The 16484-nt window shown below is 53.4% G+C and carries 14 protein-coding genes and 1 riboswitch; of the genes, 2 read left to right on the top strand and 12 right to left on the bottom strand.

The window, feature by feature from the left end:
• Window positions 1-21 precede the first annotated feature (21 nt).
• Entirely contained in the window at window positions 22-1191 is a 1170-nt protein-coding gene (dprA, locus tag KB213_RS00315) for a DNA-processing protein DprA (RefSeq protein WP_211679799.1), read from the bottom strand.
• A gap of 66 nt (window positions 1192-1257) precedes the next feature.
• Window positions 1258-2157 carry a LysR family transcriptional regulator gene (locus tag KB213_RS00310; protein ID WP_211679797.1) on the bottom strand — a complete coding sequence of 300 codons (900 nt, stop codon included), beginning with the start codon at window positions 2155-2157 and terminating at the stop codon, window positions 1258-1260.
• 120 nt (window positions 2158-2277) lie between these two features.
• Between KB213_RS00310 and KB213_RS00305 the strand changes: the two genes are divergently transcribed.
• Window positions 2278-3948 (top strand): alpha-keto acid decarboxylase family protein, encoded by a 1671-nt coding sequence (locus KB213_RS00305; protein WP_211679795.1) that lies wholly within the window; start codon window positions 2278-2280, stop codon window positions 3946-3948.
• Between the two features lie 103 nt (window positions 3949-4051).
• Here the strand turns inward: KB213_RS00305 and plsY are convergent, their stop codons facing one another.
• The 4 genes from plsY to gltX are packed head-to-tail and all read right to left on the bottom strand — an operon-like array spanning window position 4052 to window position 8320.
• Window positions 4052-4693 (bottom strand): glycerol-3-phosphate 1-O-acyltransferase PlsY, encoded by a 642-nt coding sequence (gene plsY / locus KB213_RS00300; protein WP_249110097.1) that lies wholly within the window; start codon window positions 4691-4693, stop codon window positions 4052-4054.
• Entirely contained in the window at window positions 4690-5964 is a 1275-nt protein-coding gene (locus KB213_RS00295; protein ID WP_211679793.1) for a dihydroorotase, read from the bottom strand. Before KB213_RS00295 ends, plsY begins: the two co-directional genes overlap by 4 nt.
• Window positions 5961-6908 carry an aspartate carbamoyltransferase catalytic subunit gene (locus tag KB213_RS00290; RefSeq protein WP_211679790.1) on the bottom strand — a complete coding sequence of 316 codons (948 nt, stop codon included), beginning with the start codon at window positions 6906-6908 and terminating at the stop codon, window positions 5961-5963. Before KB213_RS00290 ends, KB213_RS00295 begins: the two co-directional genes overlap by 4 nt.
• An 11-nt stretch (window positions 6909-6919) precedes the next feature.
• Window positions 6920-8320, bottom strand: a complete 1401-nt coding sequence (gltX, locus tag KB213_RS00285) for a glutamate--tRNA ligase (RefSeq protein WP_211679787.1) — start codon at window positions 8318-8320, stop codon at window positions 6920-6922.
• Window positions 8321-8819: 499 nt separating this feature from the next.
• Here gltX and KB213_RS00280 point away from each other — a divergent pair, with 499 nt between their 5' ends.
• A complete protein-coding gene (locus KB213_RS00280; protein WP_249110096.1) occupies window positions 8820-10976 on the top strand; it encodes a ComEC/Rec2 family competence protein in 2157 nt (718 codons plus the stop codon).
• On the opposite strand, the gene KB213_RS00275 is transcribed toward KB213_RS00280, so the two are convergent.
• The 6 genes from KB213_RS00275 to KB213_RS00250 form a co-directional block, all read right to left on the bottom strand.
• Window positions 10959-11525, bottom strand: coding sequence for a TetR/AcrR family transcriptional regulator (locus KB213_RS00275; RefSeq protein WP_211679784.1), 567 nt, complete (start codon window positions 11523-11525; stop codon window positions 10959-10961). The genes KB213_RS00280 and KB213_RS00275 overlap by 18 nt on opposite strands.
• A 1-nt stretch (window position 11526) precedes the next feature.
• Complete coding sequence (locus KB213_RS00270; protein WP_211679776.1) at window positions 11527-11991, bottom strand: nuclear transport factor 2 family protein; 465 nt, start codon at window positions 11989-11991, stop codon at window positions 11527-11529.
• 179 nt (window positions 11992-12170) lie between these two features.
• Window positions 12171-12902, bottom strand: coding sequence for a hypothetical protein (locus KB213_RS00265; protein WP_211679773.1), 732 nt, complete (start codon window positions 12900-12902; stop codon window positions 12171-12173).
• Between the two features lie 416 nt (window positions 12903-13318).
• Window positions 13319-14641 (bottom strand): voltage-gated chloride channel family protein, encoded by a 1323-nt coding sequence (locus tag KB213_RS00260; protein ID WP_211679771.1) that lies wholly within the window; start codon window positions 14639-14641, stop codon window positions 13319-13321.
• Between the two features lie 24 nt (window positions 14642-14665).
• A riboswitch (Fluoride riboswitch) is annotated at window positions 14666-14743 on the bottom strand.
• A 214-nt stretch (window positions 14744-14957) separates the two neighbouring features.
• Window positions 14958-16154 (bottom strand): serine palmitoyltransferase, encoded by a 1197-nt coding sequence (gene spt, locus KB213_RS00255; RefSeq protein ID WP_211679770.1) that lies wholly within the window; start codon window positions 16152-16154, stop codon window positions 14958-14960.
• A 2-nt stretch (window positions 16155-16156) separates the two neighbouring features.
• Entirely contained in the window at window positions 16157-16402 is a 246-nt protein-coding gene (locus tag KB213_RS00250) for an acyl carrier protein (protein WP_068168057.1), read from the bottom strand.
• Window positions 16403-16484 lie beyond the last annotated feature (82 nt).

The raw sequence follows: 16484 nt of genomic DNA, 5'->3' as shown, positions 1-16484 counted from the left end.
TCCGGCGTTACCGCATCTGTTCTATGTTGGCAGGAGCGCTACGCGTCCCCCCGGCACGAATTCCAGCACTCCACCCAACTCTAATTCGGTCAGGGCTGAAAGTACGGCCGAGACGGAGAACTGACAGCGACTTACAACCTCGTCAACTGTTACTGATGTGACAGATAAGAGAGGATGGATATGTTCGATGATAAAATCGAGGTCTTCTTGCGGTGTGTTTGGTTGTATTTTGGGGCCTTCCCAAGGGATGCTGGATTCAGAGAAACCTAAGGTATTCTGCCGATTGAAGCACCATGGAGCCGGAAGGTAGGCAGGCATCTGTAATGAGAGTTCTGGTAAGATATCATGAATATTTTCTGTTAAAATTGCACCATGGCGTAAAAGCATATTTCCACCGCGTGACCGTGGATCTAGTGGAGAGCCGGGCACAGCGAAGAGGGGACGCTCATAATCTTGTGCAAGGCGTGCGGTGATGAGTGTGCCGGAATGTAATGCGGCTTCGACCACCACGCAGCCGAGTCCAAGCCCTGCAATAAGGCGGTTACGCCGTGGGAAATGTCGTGCCTGAGGAATAGTGCCGAGTGGGGCTTCTGTAATGAGGCAGCCGCGTTCGGCTATGGCGTGTTGAAGATGTGTATGTTCAGGCGGGTAGATATGGTCCAAGCCACTGGCAATCGCAGCGACAGTGAGACCGGGGTGGAGGGCGGCTTGGTGGGCTGCCGAATCGATTCCCCGCGCTAAGCCTGAAATGACGCAAAGATTATGAGCCGCCATTTCAGCGGACAGACTTTCGGCCATACGGATGCCTGCGGCGGAAGCATTGCGTGCCCCGACAATACCGATGGCAGGTTGGGACAGCTTACGGACATCACCACGCGTAAAGAGGACGGGCGGGGCATCCGTGATATGACTGAGGAGGCGTGGGTACTCGGGGTCTGAGCGCAAGAGCGCGCGCCCGTGGTTTTGGTCCAGCCATGCGAGTTCGGCTTCAATGGTCGTGCGTGAGGGAATGGCTGGGGTGGTTGCCCGCCCTGCGCGGAGGAAGCGCTCTGGCAGGTTGTCGAGCACCTGTGTTGCAGAGCCGTATTGGCGCATGAGCTTTGTAAAATTAGCGGGTCCTACGCCCGAAACACGAGAAAGACGTATGGCATTAATGCGTTCGGTCAGGGGAGTGGTTGGGTGGAGTGACATGCTCTCAGTGTTACGTGAGAGGGGGTTAATAAAGTGTGCGCGAGAATGAGGCGGTGGGCGCGTATATTATTCGTCTAAAATACGCGCCAAGCTGTCACGCAGGAATTGTAAGAACCATTTTTGTGCGCCGAAATCCGCGTGGCTTTCGCTCCATCGGAGCATGACATCCAGTGGTCTTACGTTGAAGGGGAGTTCGAACCATTGAAGGTCATATTTTTGAGCGAGCATAATAGCCACCCGGCTTGGGAGGGTGAGTAAGAGGTCTGTACCGAGGATGATCTCCGGCAACACGCTGAAGTGAGGTATATATAACGCGACGGGACGTTCTAAGCCCAGTTCCCTGAGGCGCTCTTCGACGAGATTATGTCCTGTTTCGGGTGTAACGACGATGTGCCGTTCTGTTAGGTACTGTTCTAATGTGAGCGCTTGTGTGAGGCGGGGATGGTGTTTGCAAGACAAGCAGACGTATTTATCCGTAAAAACAGTCTCGCCTTGTGATGCTATGGGAATAGAGCCGCGGTTGCATAAGGCTGCATCGATTTTGCCTGAAGCGAGCCAATATCCTAGCTTTTCGATATTCACATTAATGACTTCGATCACAATGTCGGGCGCTTCTTTTTGAAGACGCTGCATGATGTATGGCAGAAAAAAAATCTCGCCGACATCAGACATTGCGATGCGGAAACGGCGATTGGATGTTGCCGGGTGGAAGCCGTGAATATCTTCAATGGCGCTTTCAATTGCGGTGATCGGGGTACGGAGGCGTTGATAGAGCTGTTCGCTAAAGAAGGTTGGGCTGACCCCGTGTTTAGATCTTTGAAAGAGTGGATCGTGGAGGATGTCTCGGAGGCGTGCGAGGGAATAGCTGACGGAAGGTTGGCTGACATGCAGCCGCTCCCCTGCGGCGCTTAAGCTGCCAGTTTCATAAATAGCGATGAAGACACGGACGAGATTGAGGTCGATCATGCTCTAGATATAAAAATTTATGATAACATGTCCTAACATTTTTTGATTTTTCTATAGAGAGAAACTCCGCCACATAAAGTGCCCATAGTACAGCATGAGTTGATAGGGTTAGGGCCGATCATGAAAATCTCTATTGGGCAGTTTCTTATTGAGCGTTTGGTTGAGGCTGGTTGCCATCGGATTTATGGCGTGCCTGGGGATTATAACCTTGAGTTTTTAGAGCTTGTTGAGAAGGACGAGCGTATTGATTTTATAGGGAATTGTAATGAGCTGAATGCAGCTTATGCTGCGGACGGTGACGCACGGATTTCGGGATTTTCAACGGTTTTAACTACTTATGGTGTTGGTGATCTGAGTACGATTGCCGGTATTGCTGGGGCTTATGCTGAGGGGGTTCCGGTTTTGTCTTTGTCAGGCGCGCCGCCGCTGGAAGCAATACAGACGAATGCGCTGGTGCATCATACGCTGGCGGATGGAAATTACGATAATGTTCGTAAATGTTTTGCAGAGTTTACGGTCGCACACACTCTGATTACGCCTGAGAATGCCTATTATGAGATTGATCGTGTTTTGGCGGCGTGTTTGCGTGAAAAGAAGCCTGTTTATCTCCAGTTGCCATCCGATATTTGCTATTTAGAAATTGAGGTGCCGGAGAGGGGGCTTGTGACGAGATCCACAGTAACGGACCAAGCAAGCTTGAATAATCTGACGGATGTTGTGCTCAAACAATTGGCAAAGGCTGAAAAGCCATTGATTATGGTTGATGGGTTGGTGCGGAGTCATCAGTTGGCAGAACAACTGGAAGCAGTGATTACGGCATTTAATATTCCTTTTGTAGCGCTCAATTCAGGTAAGGCCCTGATTTCTGAAAATCATCCCCTGTTCTTAGGGATGTATGGTGGGAAATCAGCAGCACAACCGGTTTTTAACTATGTTGAAGAAGCAGATTGTATTCTGGCTTTTGGTGTAAGGTTTGTTGATGCAACGTCGTCATGGTTTACGCAGAAATATAACGTGAACGCTTATATTGATATTCAGGCTTATAGTACGCGTTTCCAAAATGTCTTTTTTAACGGTATTGCCGCGCAGGATTTATTGAAATCTTTGATGAAGAACGCACCGTCAGAGCATGGGTATAGCCTCCCTCATGTTGCGTCGCCTCAGGGGCAAGTTGTGTCTGCCGATGCCGCGTGGTGCCAAGATGTGTTTTGGCAGCGGATGCGGCAATTTTTTGCCAAGGGCGATGTGATTATTGCCGAAAATGGTACATCGCTTGTTGGGCTCGCCCGCTCACGTTTTCCTGAGGGTGTGAGTTTTATTAGTCAGCCCATTTGGGGGGCTATTGGTTACACATTGCCGTCTTTATTGGGGGCTGGGATGGCGGCACCACAGCGGCGGCAGTTCTTATTTATCGGGGATGGTTCTTTTCAGGTAACGGCACAAGAATTATCAACGATTATTCATCAAAAAATGAAGCCAATTATTTTTCTCATTAATAATGATGGATATACGATTGAGCGAATGATTTTGGGAGAAAACTCTTCCTATAATGATGTTGCAGCATGGAAATACCATGAGTTGCCAGGCGTGATGGCGCCTGAGGCTAAGATACGTTCAACTGTTGTGACCAATCTTCAAGAGTTGGACGTTGTGTTGGCTGAAGCCGAAAAAGCTGATGAGCTGACGTTTATTGAAGTCTGTTTTGAGCGGATGGATGGGCCGACGGGTATGGCTGCTTTTGGTAAAAAAGCCTGTGAATATGATTATGGTTTTTGGGGGCGGGATGCGTGATTGGTGTGCTCATGATGAGCGCCTTTAGCCCTTGGGTTCGGGCTAAAGGCGCTTAAAGTTCTATGCTGCCGGGCAACAGATGTGTTGTACGGCAGCCAGTATTTTATGACGATTTCTGCCCGACGCGCGGCTCTGTACCGTTGATCAAACGTATGATGTTGCCGTAATGGCGCAGCCAAATAATGGTTGAAATCCCAAGCGTTGCTAAAGGGAAGGGCGATGCAAAGGGAGGCGAACCAACCATTGCGACCATTAATAACGGTGCAGCTAAGAAAGCGGTGAGTGCACCTGCTGAGGAAATACGGCTAAAGCGGGCAACAGCCAGCCAGAGGATGGAGCTGATTAGTCCGACAGGCCAGCATAAAGCCCAGATAACGCCAAGGCCGGAGGCAACGCCCTTACCGCCTTTGAAGCCAAGCCAGATAGGGAAGCAGTGCCCCAAAACAGCACAAAAGGCTGAGACGGCCATCGCTTGGGCAACATGATCTTGGGCAAAGCGTGCGGCGAGCACAACAGCCAGAACGCCTTTGAGCGCATCCAGCAACAAGGTTGCGGCGGCGACGCCTTTTTTGCCAGTGCGTAAGACATTGGTGGCGCCAATATTGCCGGAGCCTATCTTACGAATATCACCACCGCCAAAAGCTGCGGTTAGAAGCAACCCAAAAGGGATGCTTCCGAGGAGATAAGCCACGGCGGCGTAGAGCAAAATATTATGCGGCATGGCGTTATGGAATGTTGCGCTCATGCCACCGTTCCGGCGGTGTAGACTTCAACGCCATGGCGGAAGGTGCGGAGCACTTTGCCGGGCATGGTTTCACCGTCAAAGGGTGTGTTCTGTGCGCGGCCGGGGAGTTTGCCGGATTCTACAACCCAGCTTTGCTCAGGCGCGAAGAGGCAGAGATCTGCTTTAGCGCCAACGGTTAGTGTGCCCGCATCAATGCGGAGGACATTTGCCGGGGCTGAGGTGATCAGACGCAGGGCGTTCAGCACGTCCAGCCCAGAAGCCAGCGTGGCGCTTAGGAGCGTGACGAGGCCAATGCCACCCGCACGGGCTTGTGCGAAGGGGAGGCGCTTGTCGTCTGCGTCTGCCGGGGCGTGGTCAGAGGCAATGGCGTCAATCGTACCATCGGCTAGGGCGGCGAGGACGGCATCTCGGTCCGTCGTGTTGCGCAGTGGAGGGGAGAGTTTGGCGTAGGTGCGGAAATCGCCAATTGTTTCTTCTGTGAGGAGGAAATAGGGCGGTGCCGTATCGCATGTGATGGACAAGCCTTTGGCTTTGGCCTTGCGGATCAGATCCAACCCTTCCGCTGTGGAGACGTGAGCGAAGTGCAAACGGCCGCCCGTCATTTCGACAATGCGGATATCACGCGCAATGAGAATGGCTTCAGCAGCAGCGGGGACTTGCGGCAGGCCCAGTCGTGTGGCGAGGGGGCCAGAAGTTGCACAAGCACCACGGGCAAGGGAGGGGTCTTCAGGGTGCTGAACGATCAGCCCATCCATGAAGCGGGCATAAGATAGCAGATTTCGGAGCTGCTTGGTGTCTGCAATCGTACGGGTGCCATCCGTGAAGGCAACAGCCCCAACCTCTTGCAGGAGGCCAAGCTCTGCGGTTTCCTTGCCTTCGCAGCCTTTGGTTAAGGCCCCATAGGGATGAATGGTGATCATCCCCGTGTCATTGCCGCGTTCTTTTAAATGCTGAACGAGGGCGGGGTCATCAATCACGGGGGCTGTGTTGGGCAGGACGGCCAGTGTTGTCACGCCGCCAGCAACGGCTGCACGGGCGCCGGTTTCCACATCTTCACGGTATTCAAAGCCGGGCTCGCCCAAATCGGCGCGCATATCGACAAGGCCGGGCGCGAGAACAGCGCCTTGGCCGTCAATGCTGTGTGCGCCTTCAGGGGCAGAAGGCGCGTCCAGCTCTGCAATCAGGCCATCACGAACGGTCAGTGTGCCGGGGGCGTCACGGTTGCTGGCGGGGTCAATGATACGGACGTTATGAAAGAAAAGAGTGCTCATGAGGGTCTCCGTCCGCGGGCGAGGCGGTCTAGCACGGCCATACGGACGGCAACGCCCATTTCAACCTGCTCGGAAATGACGCTTTGGGGAGAGTCGGCCACGTTTGATGCAATTTCGACACCGCGGTTCATTGGGCCGGGATGCATGACGAGTGCGTTGGGCTTAGCAAGGGCAAGGCGCTTGCGGTTGAGGCCGAAGAAGCGGAAATATTCACGTGCGCTTGGGACGAGGCCGGAGCCCATACGCTCTTTTTGCAAGCGCAAGGACATGACGACATCCGCTCCCTCAAGAGCCTCTTCCATCGTGTGGTGAATGGTCACGTTGCCATTGCCGAGGCCAGCCATAGCGCCGGGTAGCAATGTTGGTGGCCCGACCAAACGAATGGTGCTGCCAAGAGCTGAAAGAAGGTGAATATTGGAGCGAGCGACGCGGCTATGCCCGATATCACCGCAAATCGCGACGGTCAGCCCAGAGAGTGTGCCGAGGTGACGGCGGATGGTGAGAGCATCCAGCAAGGCTTGCGTTGGGTGCTCATGCATGCCGTCCCCTGCGTTGATCACGCTGGCTTCAACCTTTTGCGCCAGAAGGGCTGGCGCGCCGGATTGTGCGTGGCGCACGACCAACAGGTCACAGCGCATTGCGTTGAGGGTTGCGGCTGTGTCTAGAAGCGTCTCGCCCTTGTTCACCGAACTGGTAGCGACGGTCATGTTAATGACGTCTGCCCCGAGGCGCTTACCGGCAAGTTCAAAGCTGGTGCGCGTCCGGGTGCTGTCTTCAAAGAACAGATTGATGAGCGTACGCCCACGCAGCGCTTCCCGCGGGGCAGAGCGGGAGCGGCTGAGCAGGGCATAGCTTTCGGCCAGATCCAAAATAGGGAGGATCTGGCCTTCATTCAGGCCTTCAATGCCAAGTAGGTGACGGAGGGGCGGAGACGAATCAGGCATGGCGCGTTCTCTTAGCTGATGGCGCTGTCAATGCGGGCCAAGACTTCATCTTGGCCGAGGGCGGCCAATGTCAGGTCAATGCCGGGTGACGTGGTGCTGCCAGTCATGGCGGCGCGTAGGGGTTGTGCCACCGAGCCGAGCTTCAGCGTGTTGGCTTCTGCATAGGCACGCAATGCACCGTCCACAGCTTCTGGCGTGAAGTCAGGCAGTGCAGCCAAGGATGCACGAATGCCTTTCAGCACGTTTTGCCCATCTTCTCCCAGAAGCTTCTCGGCTTTTGGTGTGAAGGTCAGTGGCAGGCTGAAGCCCGCAAAGGCCGCGTTATTGGTGAGTTCTACCAATGTTTTCGCACGCTCTTTGAGGCCCGGCATTAGCGCGAGAACACGGCTGCGCGTTGCATCAGTGATGGTGACGCCGTCATGGGTCTTGAGGCGTTCCAACACATCATCTGTCAGGCGTGCATCATCCGTCTGACGCATCCAAACGCTGTTGAAGTGAGAGAGTTTGGCGTAATCCATGCGAGATGGAGAGCGGCCAACGCCATCGAGATCGAACAGGCGAATTTGGTCTTCACGTGACAGGATTTCAGCATCGCCGTGGCCCCAGCCGAGGCGCAGCAGGTAGTTGCACAGTGCTTCTGGCAAATAGCCTTCATCACGGAAATCCACCACAGAGGCTGCGCCGTGACGTTTGGACAGCTTGGCACCATCAGGGCCGTGGATCAGTGGGAGATGTGCAAAATGTGGGAGGTCCCAGCCCATCGCACGGTAAATCATCGCCTGACGGAAGGTGTTGGTCAGGTGATCATCGCCGCGCATGACATGGGTGATGCCCATATCGTGGTCATCGCACACAACAGCGTGCAGATAGGTTGGCGTGCCATCGGAGCGTAGGATGATGAGGTCATCCATCTCCGCATTCGCAACGCGGACATCGCCTTGGACGAGGTCTTTGATAATGGTTTCACCATCACGCGGGGCTTTGAGGCGCACGGCGAATGGTGCGCCTTCTGGGGCTTCTGATGGGTCACGATCGCGCCATGTACCGTCGTAACGGGGGGGGCGCTTTTCCGCCATGGCTTTTTCGCGCATGGCCGTGAGTTCTTCTGGCGTGCAATAGCAGCGATAGGCGAGGCCGCGTTCCAACAGGTCTTGTGCAACTTCTGTGTGGCGGTCTTGACGGGTGGATTGGAACACCGGTTCTTCATCCGGTGTCAGGCCCATCCATTTGAGGCCATCCAGCAGCACGTCCACCGCTTTTTGCGTGGAGCGTTCGCGGTCCGTGTCTTCAACACGAAGCAGGAATTGGCCACCGTGATGGCGTGCATAAAGGAAGTTGAACAGGGCCGCGCGGGCATTACCAACGTGCAGGAGCCCGGTCGGCGAGGGGGCGAAGCGAGTGCGGATTGTCATGCCGCCCTCTTATCATAATCTGAGGCGGTCTCGCTATCCGCAAATGATGTGATTGTTGGGTGATGGTCCCTTATGATGCCCTGTGGTTAGGCACACCGTAATTACGATATGTTGTGTTCATTTTGGGCGGGTTCTGATGTTCAATTCGGTGAATACCTCGCTCTTGCGAGGGGGAGGTCGTTAACCGCTTCAGGAGAAGCGGCGTAGATGGATATTTTTATCCAGACCTCAATCATGGCGCCTCTGGTCAGCCCAGCATTTTTATGTCTCTAGCCATATTATCTTTGGTCATGAGGGTGGGGTGTTCCTAGTGTAGAAAATGCCCAATAAACACTCGGCAAATTCTGGCTCGATGGCGTTCAAAAGTGCTTTTACTTTTTAGCCATCGTCTCATTTGGAAATACGTGTTTTCTTCAGATTAATATATGAATTTTAACATCAGGGTTGGATGAGAAGACATATCTCATCCTATGAAAGAATTAATAGAAACCACATTATAATGACTGCCTTGATTTGTATGGATGTTTTTTTGGCAAAAATAGATTTTCAGGGTGCATTGGAGTGGTTAGAGCGCCAATGTGTTCGGCAGGGGGCAGCATTATTGAACTGGTCCCCTGTTGTGTTCTCCTTTGGGGTTATTTTCTATTTTTCCTTATCGTTTGAAGTGAACCCGTGGTGGGTGTGCGTTGCCTTGATGTGTTCCGCATGGGGCGTGTGGATTTTCCGGCATTCGGCTGTCGGTGTGCGTGTGGCTTGGGGTGTGCTGCTCTGCGTGTTGGGCTGTGCGGATGCAGTCTGGGAAGCACATCGTCAGCCGGGCATGCCAGCGCTCCCCAGTCGCGCAGTGACGGTGACGGGGCGTGTGCAATCCGTTGATATCTTGCCTGAGCGTGACGCTCAAACAGGCATGGTGCGGCGGTTGCGTATTGCAGATGCTGTGTTTGATACGCCGAGTGATGTCGGCATGATGCCATTACGAAGGGTATTAACACTTCGTTTGCGTGCGGGTGATGATACGCCAGTCTCATCGGGGCAACGCGTGTCTGTAAGGGCATTATTGCGCCAACCGCAGCGCCCCGCGTGGCCGGGTGGGCGGGATATGCAGCGTGAGGCGTGGTTTTCCGGTGTGGCGGGGAGTGGTTATGCGCTGGGTGATGTAACCGTGGATGGTACGGCGCATGGCGCGTGGTTGCAACGTATGCGTGAGGCCATTGCAGAACAATTTTATGCTGTTTTACCGGACCAAGAGGGCGCGATTGCGGCTACGGTTATGGTGGGTGAAGCTACGCGTTTGTCTGCTAAGACGCGGCAGGATTTTTCGGTTTCTGGTTTGGCGCATTTATTGGCTGTGGCGGGGCTGCATCTTGGGCTGGTGATGGGCAGCGTTACGATAATAATACGTGCTCTTTTGCCTTTTTCTGAGCGGGCTGCGCTCTGTTGGCCGTGCAAAGAAATCGCCATTATTGGGGGCTTTGTGCTCGGTGCAGTTTATGTGGTGCTGACCGGAGCGCATTTGCCCAGTGTGCGGTCGTTAGGCATGGCGGGATTGTTTGTTGTGGCGCTTCTGAGCGGGCGGCGAGTAATGTCGATGCGGTCTTTATCCGTCATTGCGATGGGTATTTTGGTTGTGGCGCCGAGTGCTGTTTTGGATGTCTCGTTTCAAATGTCCTTTGCTGCTGTGATGGGACTGATCGCAGGGTATGAGGGGCTGCGTGGCCCTTTGCTAAAGCTGCGAGGGGAAGGACAGTTTTGGCGTGGTGTTTTGGTGCATGTGGTGATGTTGGCGATGACGTCGTTACTGGCGGGGCTGGCAACCTTGCCGGTGAGTATGGTGCATTTTGGCGCGTTCCAGCCGTGGTTTGTCGTGGCCAATATGGTGGCGGTTCCACTGATGGCGGCATGGGTTATGCCAATGGGAATATTATCAATTTTATTTATACCGATACATTTAGCGACTTGGCCTATGCGCTGTATGGGGTGGGGGCTGGCTGGTATTCAGTGGCTGGCTGAGCGTGTTGCTCAGTGGCCTTGGGCACATGTTTCCGTTCCAGCGATGCCGACATGGGCGCTTTGTTTCGTGATGTTGGGTTTGTCGGTCGTATGTTTGTGGCGAGGGGCTGCGCGCTGGGGTGGGGTGATCCCGTTAGTGATCGGGTTGAGCAGCTTATGTGTGGCGAAGCCTTTGCTTTTGGTCGCACCTGATGCGGGGGTTATGGCAGTGCGTATTGGCTCCGTCGTGCAGACCGGGCCAGTCAGTGGGTTGGATCGATCTGTGGTGGCTGATTGGGTGCAGGCCTTGGCTTTGCCTGTGCAGGCATTGCCGGAGGCCTGTCAGGCAGGGCTGTGCCGCGTGACGGTAGGTGGGCATGTATTTTTGCTGCGCACGAAAGATCGGGCGGATGGTTATGTTCTGCCATCTTCAGAGATGTGTCGTGATGTGGTGCTGTTTGTCAGTGCCTCACCGGCGCGGGGGGCATGTCCGGGCGTGACGCGAATTGATCGTTTTAGCGTGTGGCGTGATGGGGCTTTTGCGGTGTACCCGGCGGCGGATGGCCTTCGCGTTGTGTCGGGGCGGATGGCCCAAGGGGCTCGGCTTTGGGTGCCGCCGCCGGGCTGGCATGGTGTGCCAACCCTGCCGTTAGCGGCCGCGGAGTGAGAGCTTATCGTGGAGTTGGGTGATTGATCGCTGAAAGAGGGCGGGGTCATTGAGTGCGCGTGATAAAATAATGGCGCCTTGGATGTGTAGGATCGTTTCTTCCGCCAAAAGACGTGCCTGAGAAGGTTGGTGACACTGCTTCTGCAGTGTGAGCGTGAGTGCATCTATCCAGCGTGAGAAATACTGGGCTATGGCACCGGCGAATTGATCACGTTGATTGCTAACGGAGAGCACGCCCATCAGGCATACACGCTCCCCAGAGCGGAAGTATTGTGTCACGGCATCCAGCATTGATGGAATGGCGTCATGGCTCTGTGTTGTATTTCTGAGTGGTGCATAAATACGGGTTTCAAACCACGTATCAATCTCCGTGAGAACGGCGGACATCATCTCCGCTTTTCCACCGGGAAACATATGATACAGGCTGCCTTTGCCTAATCCGGTGGCTTGCGTGATGAGGCCGAGGCTGGTGCCGTCATATCCATACTCGCGAAAAACGTCTGCGAGTATGGAGAGTGTCTTGGCGTGATCTGTCGCTATGCGGGGCATTTCAGAGGCCTAAAGCGCTGAGGCCGGGGTGATCATCTGGGCGGCGGCCAAGGGGCCAATGGTATTTGCGCTCGGCTTCTGAAATGGGAATGTCATTGATGGACGCAAAGCGTTTTTTCATTAGGCCGTTTTCATCAAATTCCCAGTTTTCATTGCCATATGAACGGAACCATTGGCCATTTTGATCATGCCATTCATAGGCGAACCGAACGGCGATGCGGTTATCCGTATGGGACCAGACTTCTTTAATGAGGCGATAGTTATGCTCACGGCTCCATTTTTGCGTGAGGAAGTCAATGATTGCGGCTTGTCCGCAGAGGAAGGAATCTCGGTTGCGCCATGTGCTGTCGTGTGAATAGGCCTGCGATACTGTGAGTGGATCACGGCTGTTCCACGCATCCTCTGCCAATCGTGCTTTCTGAGCGGCCGTTTCGCTGGTGAAGGGGGGTAGGGGAGGGCGGGTCATGATGTGCCTTGGTGCTTGTGCGATATATTGATCTGTACCGATCGGTACAAAATGTACATAAGAAGGTTTTTCGTGGATGTCGAGTTGATTTCTGTTGGAGGCTCTCTCTGAGGACATGCAGGCACAGGCTGTTAGTTGTTTAGGCATGGCGTAGTATTGTGGAAAAAATTGCGCTGGTATTACGGTGCTAGCAAGTAGATGTGATGCTGACGGTAATCCCAGACGGTTTTGTAATGTTGAAGAAAGCCGTAGCCGATCGTGAGAATATTGGCCTCGTTTAAGCCAATGGGTGCAGCCGCAGCAAAGCGGGTGGTTTCAACAGAAATACCCGATATGACGGGGAGGTCGTGCCCGTTTATGCGTAATCCGCTAAGGTCAAAGTTACCTGCGTCTGTTGTGGATGGCTTGAGTTGGCCATTTTGCAGCAAGTGCGCTTTTTCAGATGTGCTGGTGTATAATGTGCCGTACTGCCCTGTATCCCACGCTGTTATGACTGGAGTGCTGCCGATGGTTGCGCGCATAATGGGATGATTAGGGAGTTTACGTGTTACGAGGGGTAGGGTGGCAAGTACCTGTTCGCCGTGTAGATATGTCGCAGGTTGGCCGCGGTACAGTACAGCTTTTGATTGACGGTAGTCCAATTTTAAAGCGTAGTGCGCCCAAGCATTATAGCCAATCCAGCCTATAAAATCAGGCGTAATATTTTCGAGTTGGCGTGCGTCTTGAGAAGTTACAAAAGTGGCTTTTGGAAAAATAACAGGTCCTATTTGAATATTTTGTATTTCTGGCACGAGGCGTATGGAAAAGTGTTGTCCACTGCCGAAAAATCCAGAACCAATTTCAATGCTATTTTTGGTTGGAATTAAGTGATTATTGATTGTGAGGGGTAGTTGAGCCCCTGTATCCAGCATTAATTTTCCGTGCACACCAGCTATGGAGCTGTTGATAAATGGGTACCCATTTATCAAGGCAATAGGGAGGGTTATTTCTGGAGGAGTGAATTGTATCTCAGCCGCGCGTTGGGTTTTGGGCGGTATTTTATCATGCGCAACGATCAGCCCGATATGCGTTATGGTGTAAAGGCCGAGTATGCAAAATCTTTGATAATGCGCGGATATAAAAGGTATTTTGGGTAGGTAATGGGAGAGCATACAGCCTCATTGTTTAATGATGCGATAGTGTATCATCCTCGATTATCAAAGATTTTTGATTGATGGCGTTAGTCATTTCGGTGGGGGCGGTTGGATAGAGTGTGAGTGACCGGCGTTCTGTTGTGAAGCTGTGTATGGTGAGGTGGGACGTCATAGTGATGCTCTCTCAGTCGGCTTTATTTTTGAAGGCGTAGGCTGCGCAGTGTGTCGTTTAAGGTGGTGGTCATGCGGTTATGTTTTGGTGTTGCGAGGCGCTGAGAGAGGTAAATGCCGTGATGGCCTGAGCAGATATAGGCAACCCAGCAGGCAATTGTGATCGGAACAGCATTTGTTGCGCCAAAGAGTTCAATGCCCATGAGTGTGCAGGCAATGGGTGTATTGGCGGCCGCAGCAAATACGGCGACAAATCCTAAGCCCGCAAAAAGGTCTGTGGGGGCATTAAGGATGCTTGCCATTGTGTGTCCTAGGGCGGCTCCGATGAAAAATAGTGGTGTAACTTCCCCGCCTTTGAACCCTGTGCTTAGGGTGATGACTGTGAAAAGAAGCTTAAGTGCCCAACTCCAATAATCGGAAGATGGTGCAAAAAAGCCTGCTATGGTTGGATCCCCCGGAATAGCAGACCAGACGCCTAAGCCGAGATAAGCACGGGTTTGGAGTAGCCAGACAAGTGCAATGATAGCGCATCCGCCTAAAGCTGCGCGAAGGGGGCTGGAAGGAATATGGCGCTTTATGAGTGCGCCTATTTTATGATTGGCTTCGGCAAAAATGAGAGCGACAAGGCCAAAGGCGATACCTGCTAAAGCTATTTTGGCCAGGAGCATGGGGTGCTGCCAGAATGGTGCTGTGGCAGGTGCAGCATAGTTTATATGATAGAGTGCATGGTGGATCCCCCAACTATGGCATGTCCAATCGGCGATAATGGCAGCGAGTAGGCAGGGGAGTAGACCTGTATAGTCTAGTCGTCCGATGGCAATGACCTCTAAGCCAAATACGGCCCCGGCCAGAGGAGTACCAAACACGGCCCCGAAGCCAGCGGCGACGCCGGACATAAGGAGTAGTCGTGTTTGTGCGTGGGAGAGGTGCAAATACTTGCCCGCAGTGCTGGCGAGGCTGCCGCCTAATTGGACGGCTGTGCCTTCTCGTCCGGCGGAACCGCCGAAAAGATGCGTGATGATGGTACCGAGAAAAACCAACGGTGCCATACGGAAGGGTACGCCAGCGGATGGGGTGTGAATTTCATCGACGATGAGGTTATTACCAGCTTCGGCAGTTCCGCCAAAGCGCGCGTATAACCATGCGACAAAAGCACCGCCGATGGGCAGTAAATAGAGCAGTTCTGGGTGGTTAAAGCGGCTTTGGGTTGCCCAATCGAGAAGCCATAAAAAAGCTGCACATAGGGACCCTACGGCGATGGAGACGGGCACCAAAAGAGCAAGCCAGAAGAGCACCGTGTGGGTGGTATTGGCTATGTTTGTTATGTGGTGACGTAATGCAGGCATGAGTCCTCCTTGCTGCCATACAGGCGCTTGGTAGGAATCATCGTCCCTTGTAAGGGCGGTTCGGCCACGATGGCCCGGCAGAAATCCATTACCGTGTGAGGAAACGATCGCAAAATATGGTGGGGTTTGTCAATGACGGTGTCAGTGAGGAGTGTTGAGAGGATAGCTTTTGGAAAGCGATAAAGTCGCGGCTCGTTTTTAAAGAGGATTATTTATAAATGGGTATGCACGGATTGATTAATATTGAGATGGTGCCGTAGGAAAATGTAGTTTTACCGGGCCACAGAGGCCCGGTAAAAGCCGAGTAAAGACAGTCTTAGGCAGCAGAGAGAGCTTGCGCTACGTTAGCGAAGGCTTGAACGGCCTGATCGATTTCATCCGCACTATGCGCTGCCATGACGGAGCAGCGTAGAAGTGGGCGGTTATCAGGTGTCGCGGGTGGAAGCGAAAGGTTCACATACACACCAGCTTCGAGCAGGGCATTCCAGAACGTGACGGCTTCAGGAATGGTCTCAAGCGTTACGGCAATAACCGGGGAGACGTGCTGGCTGATGGACAGGCCCGTTGCTTTCAAACCGGCATGGAGGCGCGCTGCGTTTTCATACAGTTTGGTGCGACGTTCTGGCTGCTGCTCTACGGCATCTAACGTGGCGATGGTTGCCGCGATGATCTCTGGTGGGAGAGATGCTGTGAACATATAAGGGCGTGAGCACAGGCGCATTAAGTCCACGCCATCATGATCACTGACGCAGTAACCGCCAACGGTGCCAAGGGATTTAGAGAAGGTGCCGACGATGAAGTCGATGCCCTTTTCACAGCCTTGGACCTCCGCAACACCACGGCCTTTTTCACCCAAAACACCGAAAGAGTGGGCTTCGTCCACCATGAGAGCAACGCCGTGTTTTTCTTTGACCGCGACGAACTCTGCCAGCGGGGCGACATTGCCCGTCATGGAGTAAATGCCTTCCACAACAATGAGCTTGGCGCCCGGATGGTCTTTGACGCGGTTTAGGCGCTTATCGAGGTCTGCCGGGTCATTATGGCGGAAGCGAATGACTTGTGCGCCAGACAGCTTTGCACCGTCATAAATGCTGGCATGACTGTCTGCATCAAGGAACAAGATGTCATCTTTGTTCACGAGCGCAGAAATCGTGCCGAGATTGGCTTGATATCCGGTGGAGAACACCATGGCGTGCTTGCGCTCAAAATACGCAGCCAAGCGTTCTTCAAGTTTGCGGTGGAGGCCAAATGTGCCGTTTGCAATGCGAGAGCCGGTGGTGCCGACGCCCATGCTGCGGACGGTTTCAATCGCTGCCTCTGCGGCTTCGTTCGATTGGCTGAGGCCCATATAGTTATTGGTGCCGAATAGCAGCGTCTCACGGTCTTCGATCACGCCGAGTGTTGCTGATAGAGGGCGCTCAATAACGACTTCAAACGGGTTGCGTGGTGACAGCGCGCTTAGCCCATCATAAGCAGTTTTCAGCGCAGCATGTTTGGCGAAAAGGTCGGTCACGCTTAGCCCTTCAGCCCATTCAGGCAGGTTGCCAGATCATCAATTGTGCGGATGTCAGCCAGCTTGTCGAGCGGTACGGAAACGTCGAGCTCATCCTCGATTTCCATAACGAAGTTCATGACGGCCAAGCTGTCAAAAGCCAGATCTTCGACGATCTTGCTGCTGCCGGTGATGTCACGGGGGACTTTCGGGTTGGCGAGCAGTTTTTCGATGATCATCTGTGAAATGCTGGATACGCTGTCAGTCATGCTCTGTACTCTTGATGCTTATGGGCCAAAGGTGATGTGTATGCGGCAGGAAGCCCTGCGCCGTAAATCCCGAAGGTGCATA

It is taken from the genome of Neokomagataea anthophila (genome assembly GCF_018122595.1).
GTDB lineage: Bacteria > Pseudomonadota > Alphaproteobacteria > Acetobacterales > Acetobacteraceae > Gluconobacter > Gluconobacter anthophilus.
The sequence above is the reverse complement of the archived record's forward strand: the minus strand, read 5'-3'. Positions and strand labels throughout refer to the sequence as shown.

Bases quoted from the DNA above. Each gene is read 5' to 3' on its own strand.
- gltX (WP_211679787.1), bottom strand. From the start codon at position 8,320: ATGACAATCCGCACTCGCTTCGCCCCCTCGCCGACCGGGCTCCTGCAC.
- KB213_RS00295 (WP_211679793.1), bottom strand. From the start codon at position 5,964: ATGAGCACTCTTTTCTTTCATAACGTCCGTATCATTGACCCCGCCAGC.
- KB213_RS00270 (WP_211679776.1), bottom strand. From the start codon at position 11,991: ATGACCCGCCCTCCCCTACCCCCCTTCACCAGCGAAACGGCCGCTCAG.
- KB213_RS00290 (WP_211679790.1), bottom strand. From the start codon at position 6,908: ATGCCTGATTCGTCTCCGCCCCTCCGTCACCTACTTGGCATTGAAGGC.
- KB213_RS00305 (WP_211679795.1), top strand. From the start codon at position 2,278: ATGAAAATCTCTATTGGGCAGTTTCTTATTGAGCGTTTGGTTGAGGCT.
- KB213_RS00265 (WP_211679773.1), bottom strand. From the start codon at position 12,902: ATGCTGGATACAGGGGCTCAACTACCCCTCACAATCAATAATCACTTA.
- plsY (WP_249110097.1), bottom strand. From the start codon at position 4,693: ATGAGCGCAACATTCCATAACGCCATGCCGCATAATATTTTGCTCTAC.
- KB213_RS00275 (WP_211679784.1), bottom strand. From the start codon at position 11,525: ATGCCCCGCATAGCGACAGATCACGCCAAGACACTCTCCATACTCGCA.
- KB213_RS00260 (WP_211679771.1), bottom strand. From the start codon at position 14,641: ATGCCTGCATTACGTCACCACATAACAAACATAGCCAATACCACCCAC.
- KB213_RS00310 (WP_211679797.1), bottom strand. From the start codon at position 2,157: ATGATCGACCTCAATCTCGTCCGTGTCTTCATCGCTATTTATGAAACT.
- KB213_RS00250 (WP_068168057.1), bottom strand. From the start codon at position 16,402: ATGACTGACAGCGTATCCAGCATTTCACAGATGATCATCGAAAAACTG.
- dprA (WP_211679799.1), bottom strand. From the start codon at position 1,191: ATGTCACTCCACCCAACCACTCCCCTGACCGAACGCATTAATGCCATA.
- KB213_RS00280 (WP_249110096.1), top strand. From the start codon at position 8,820: ATGACTGCCTTGATTTGTATGGATGTTTTTTTGGCAAAAATAGATTTT.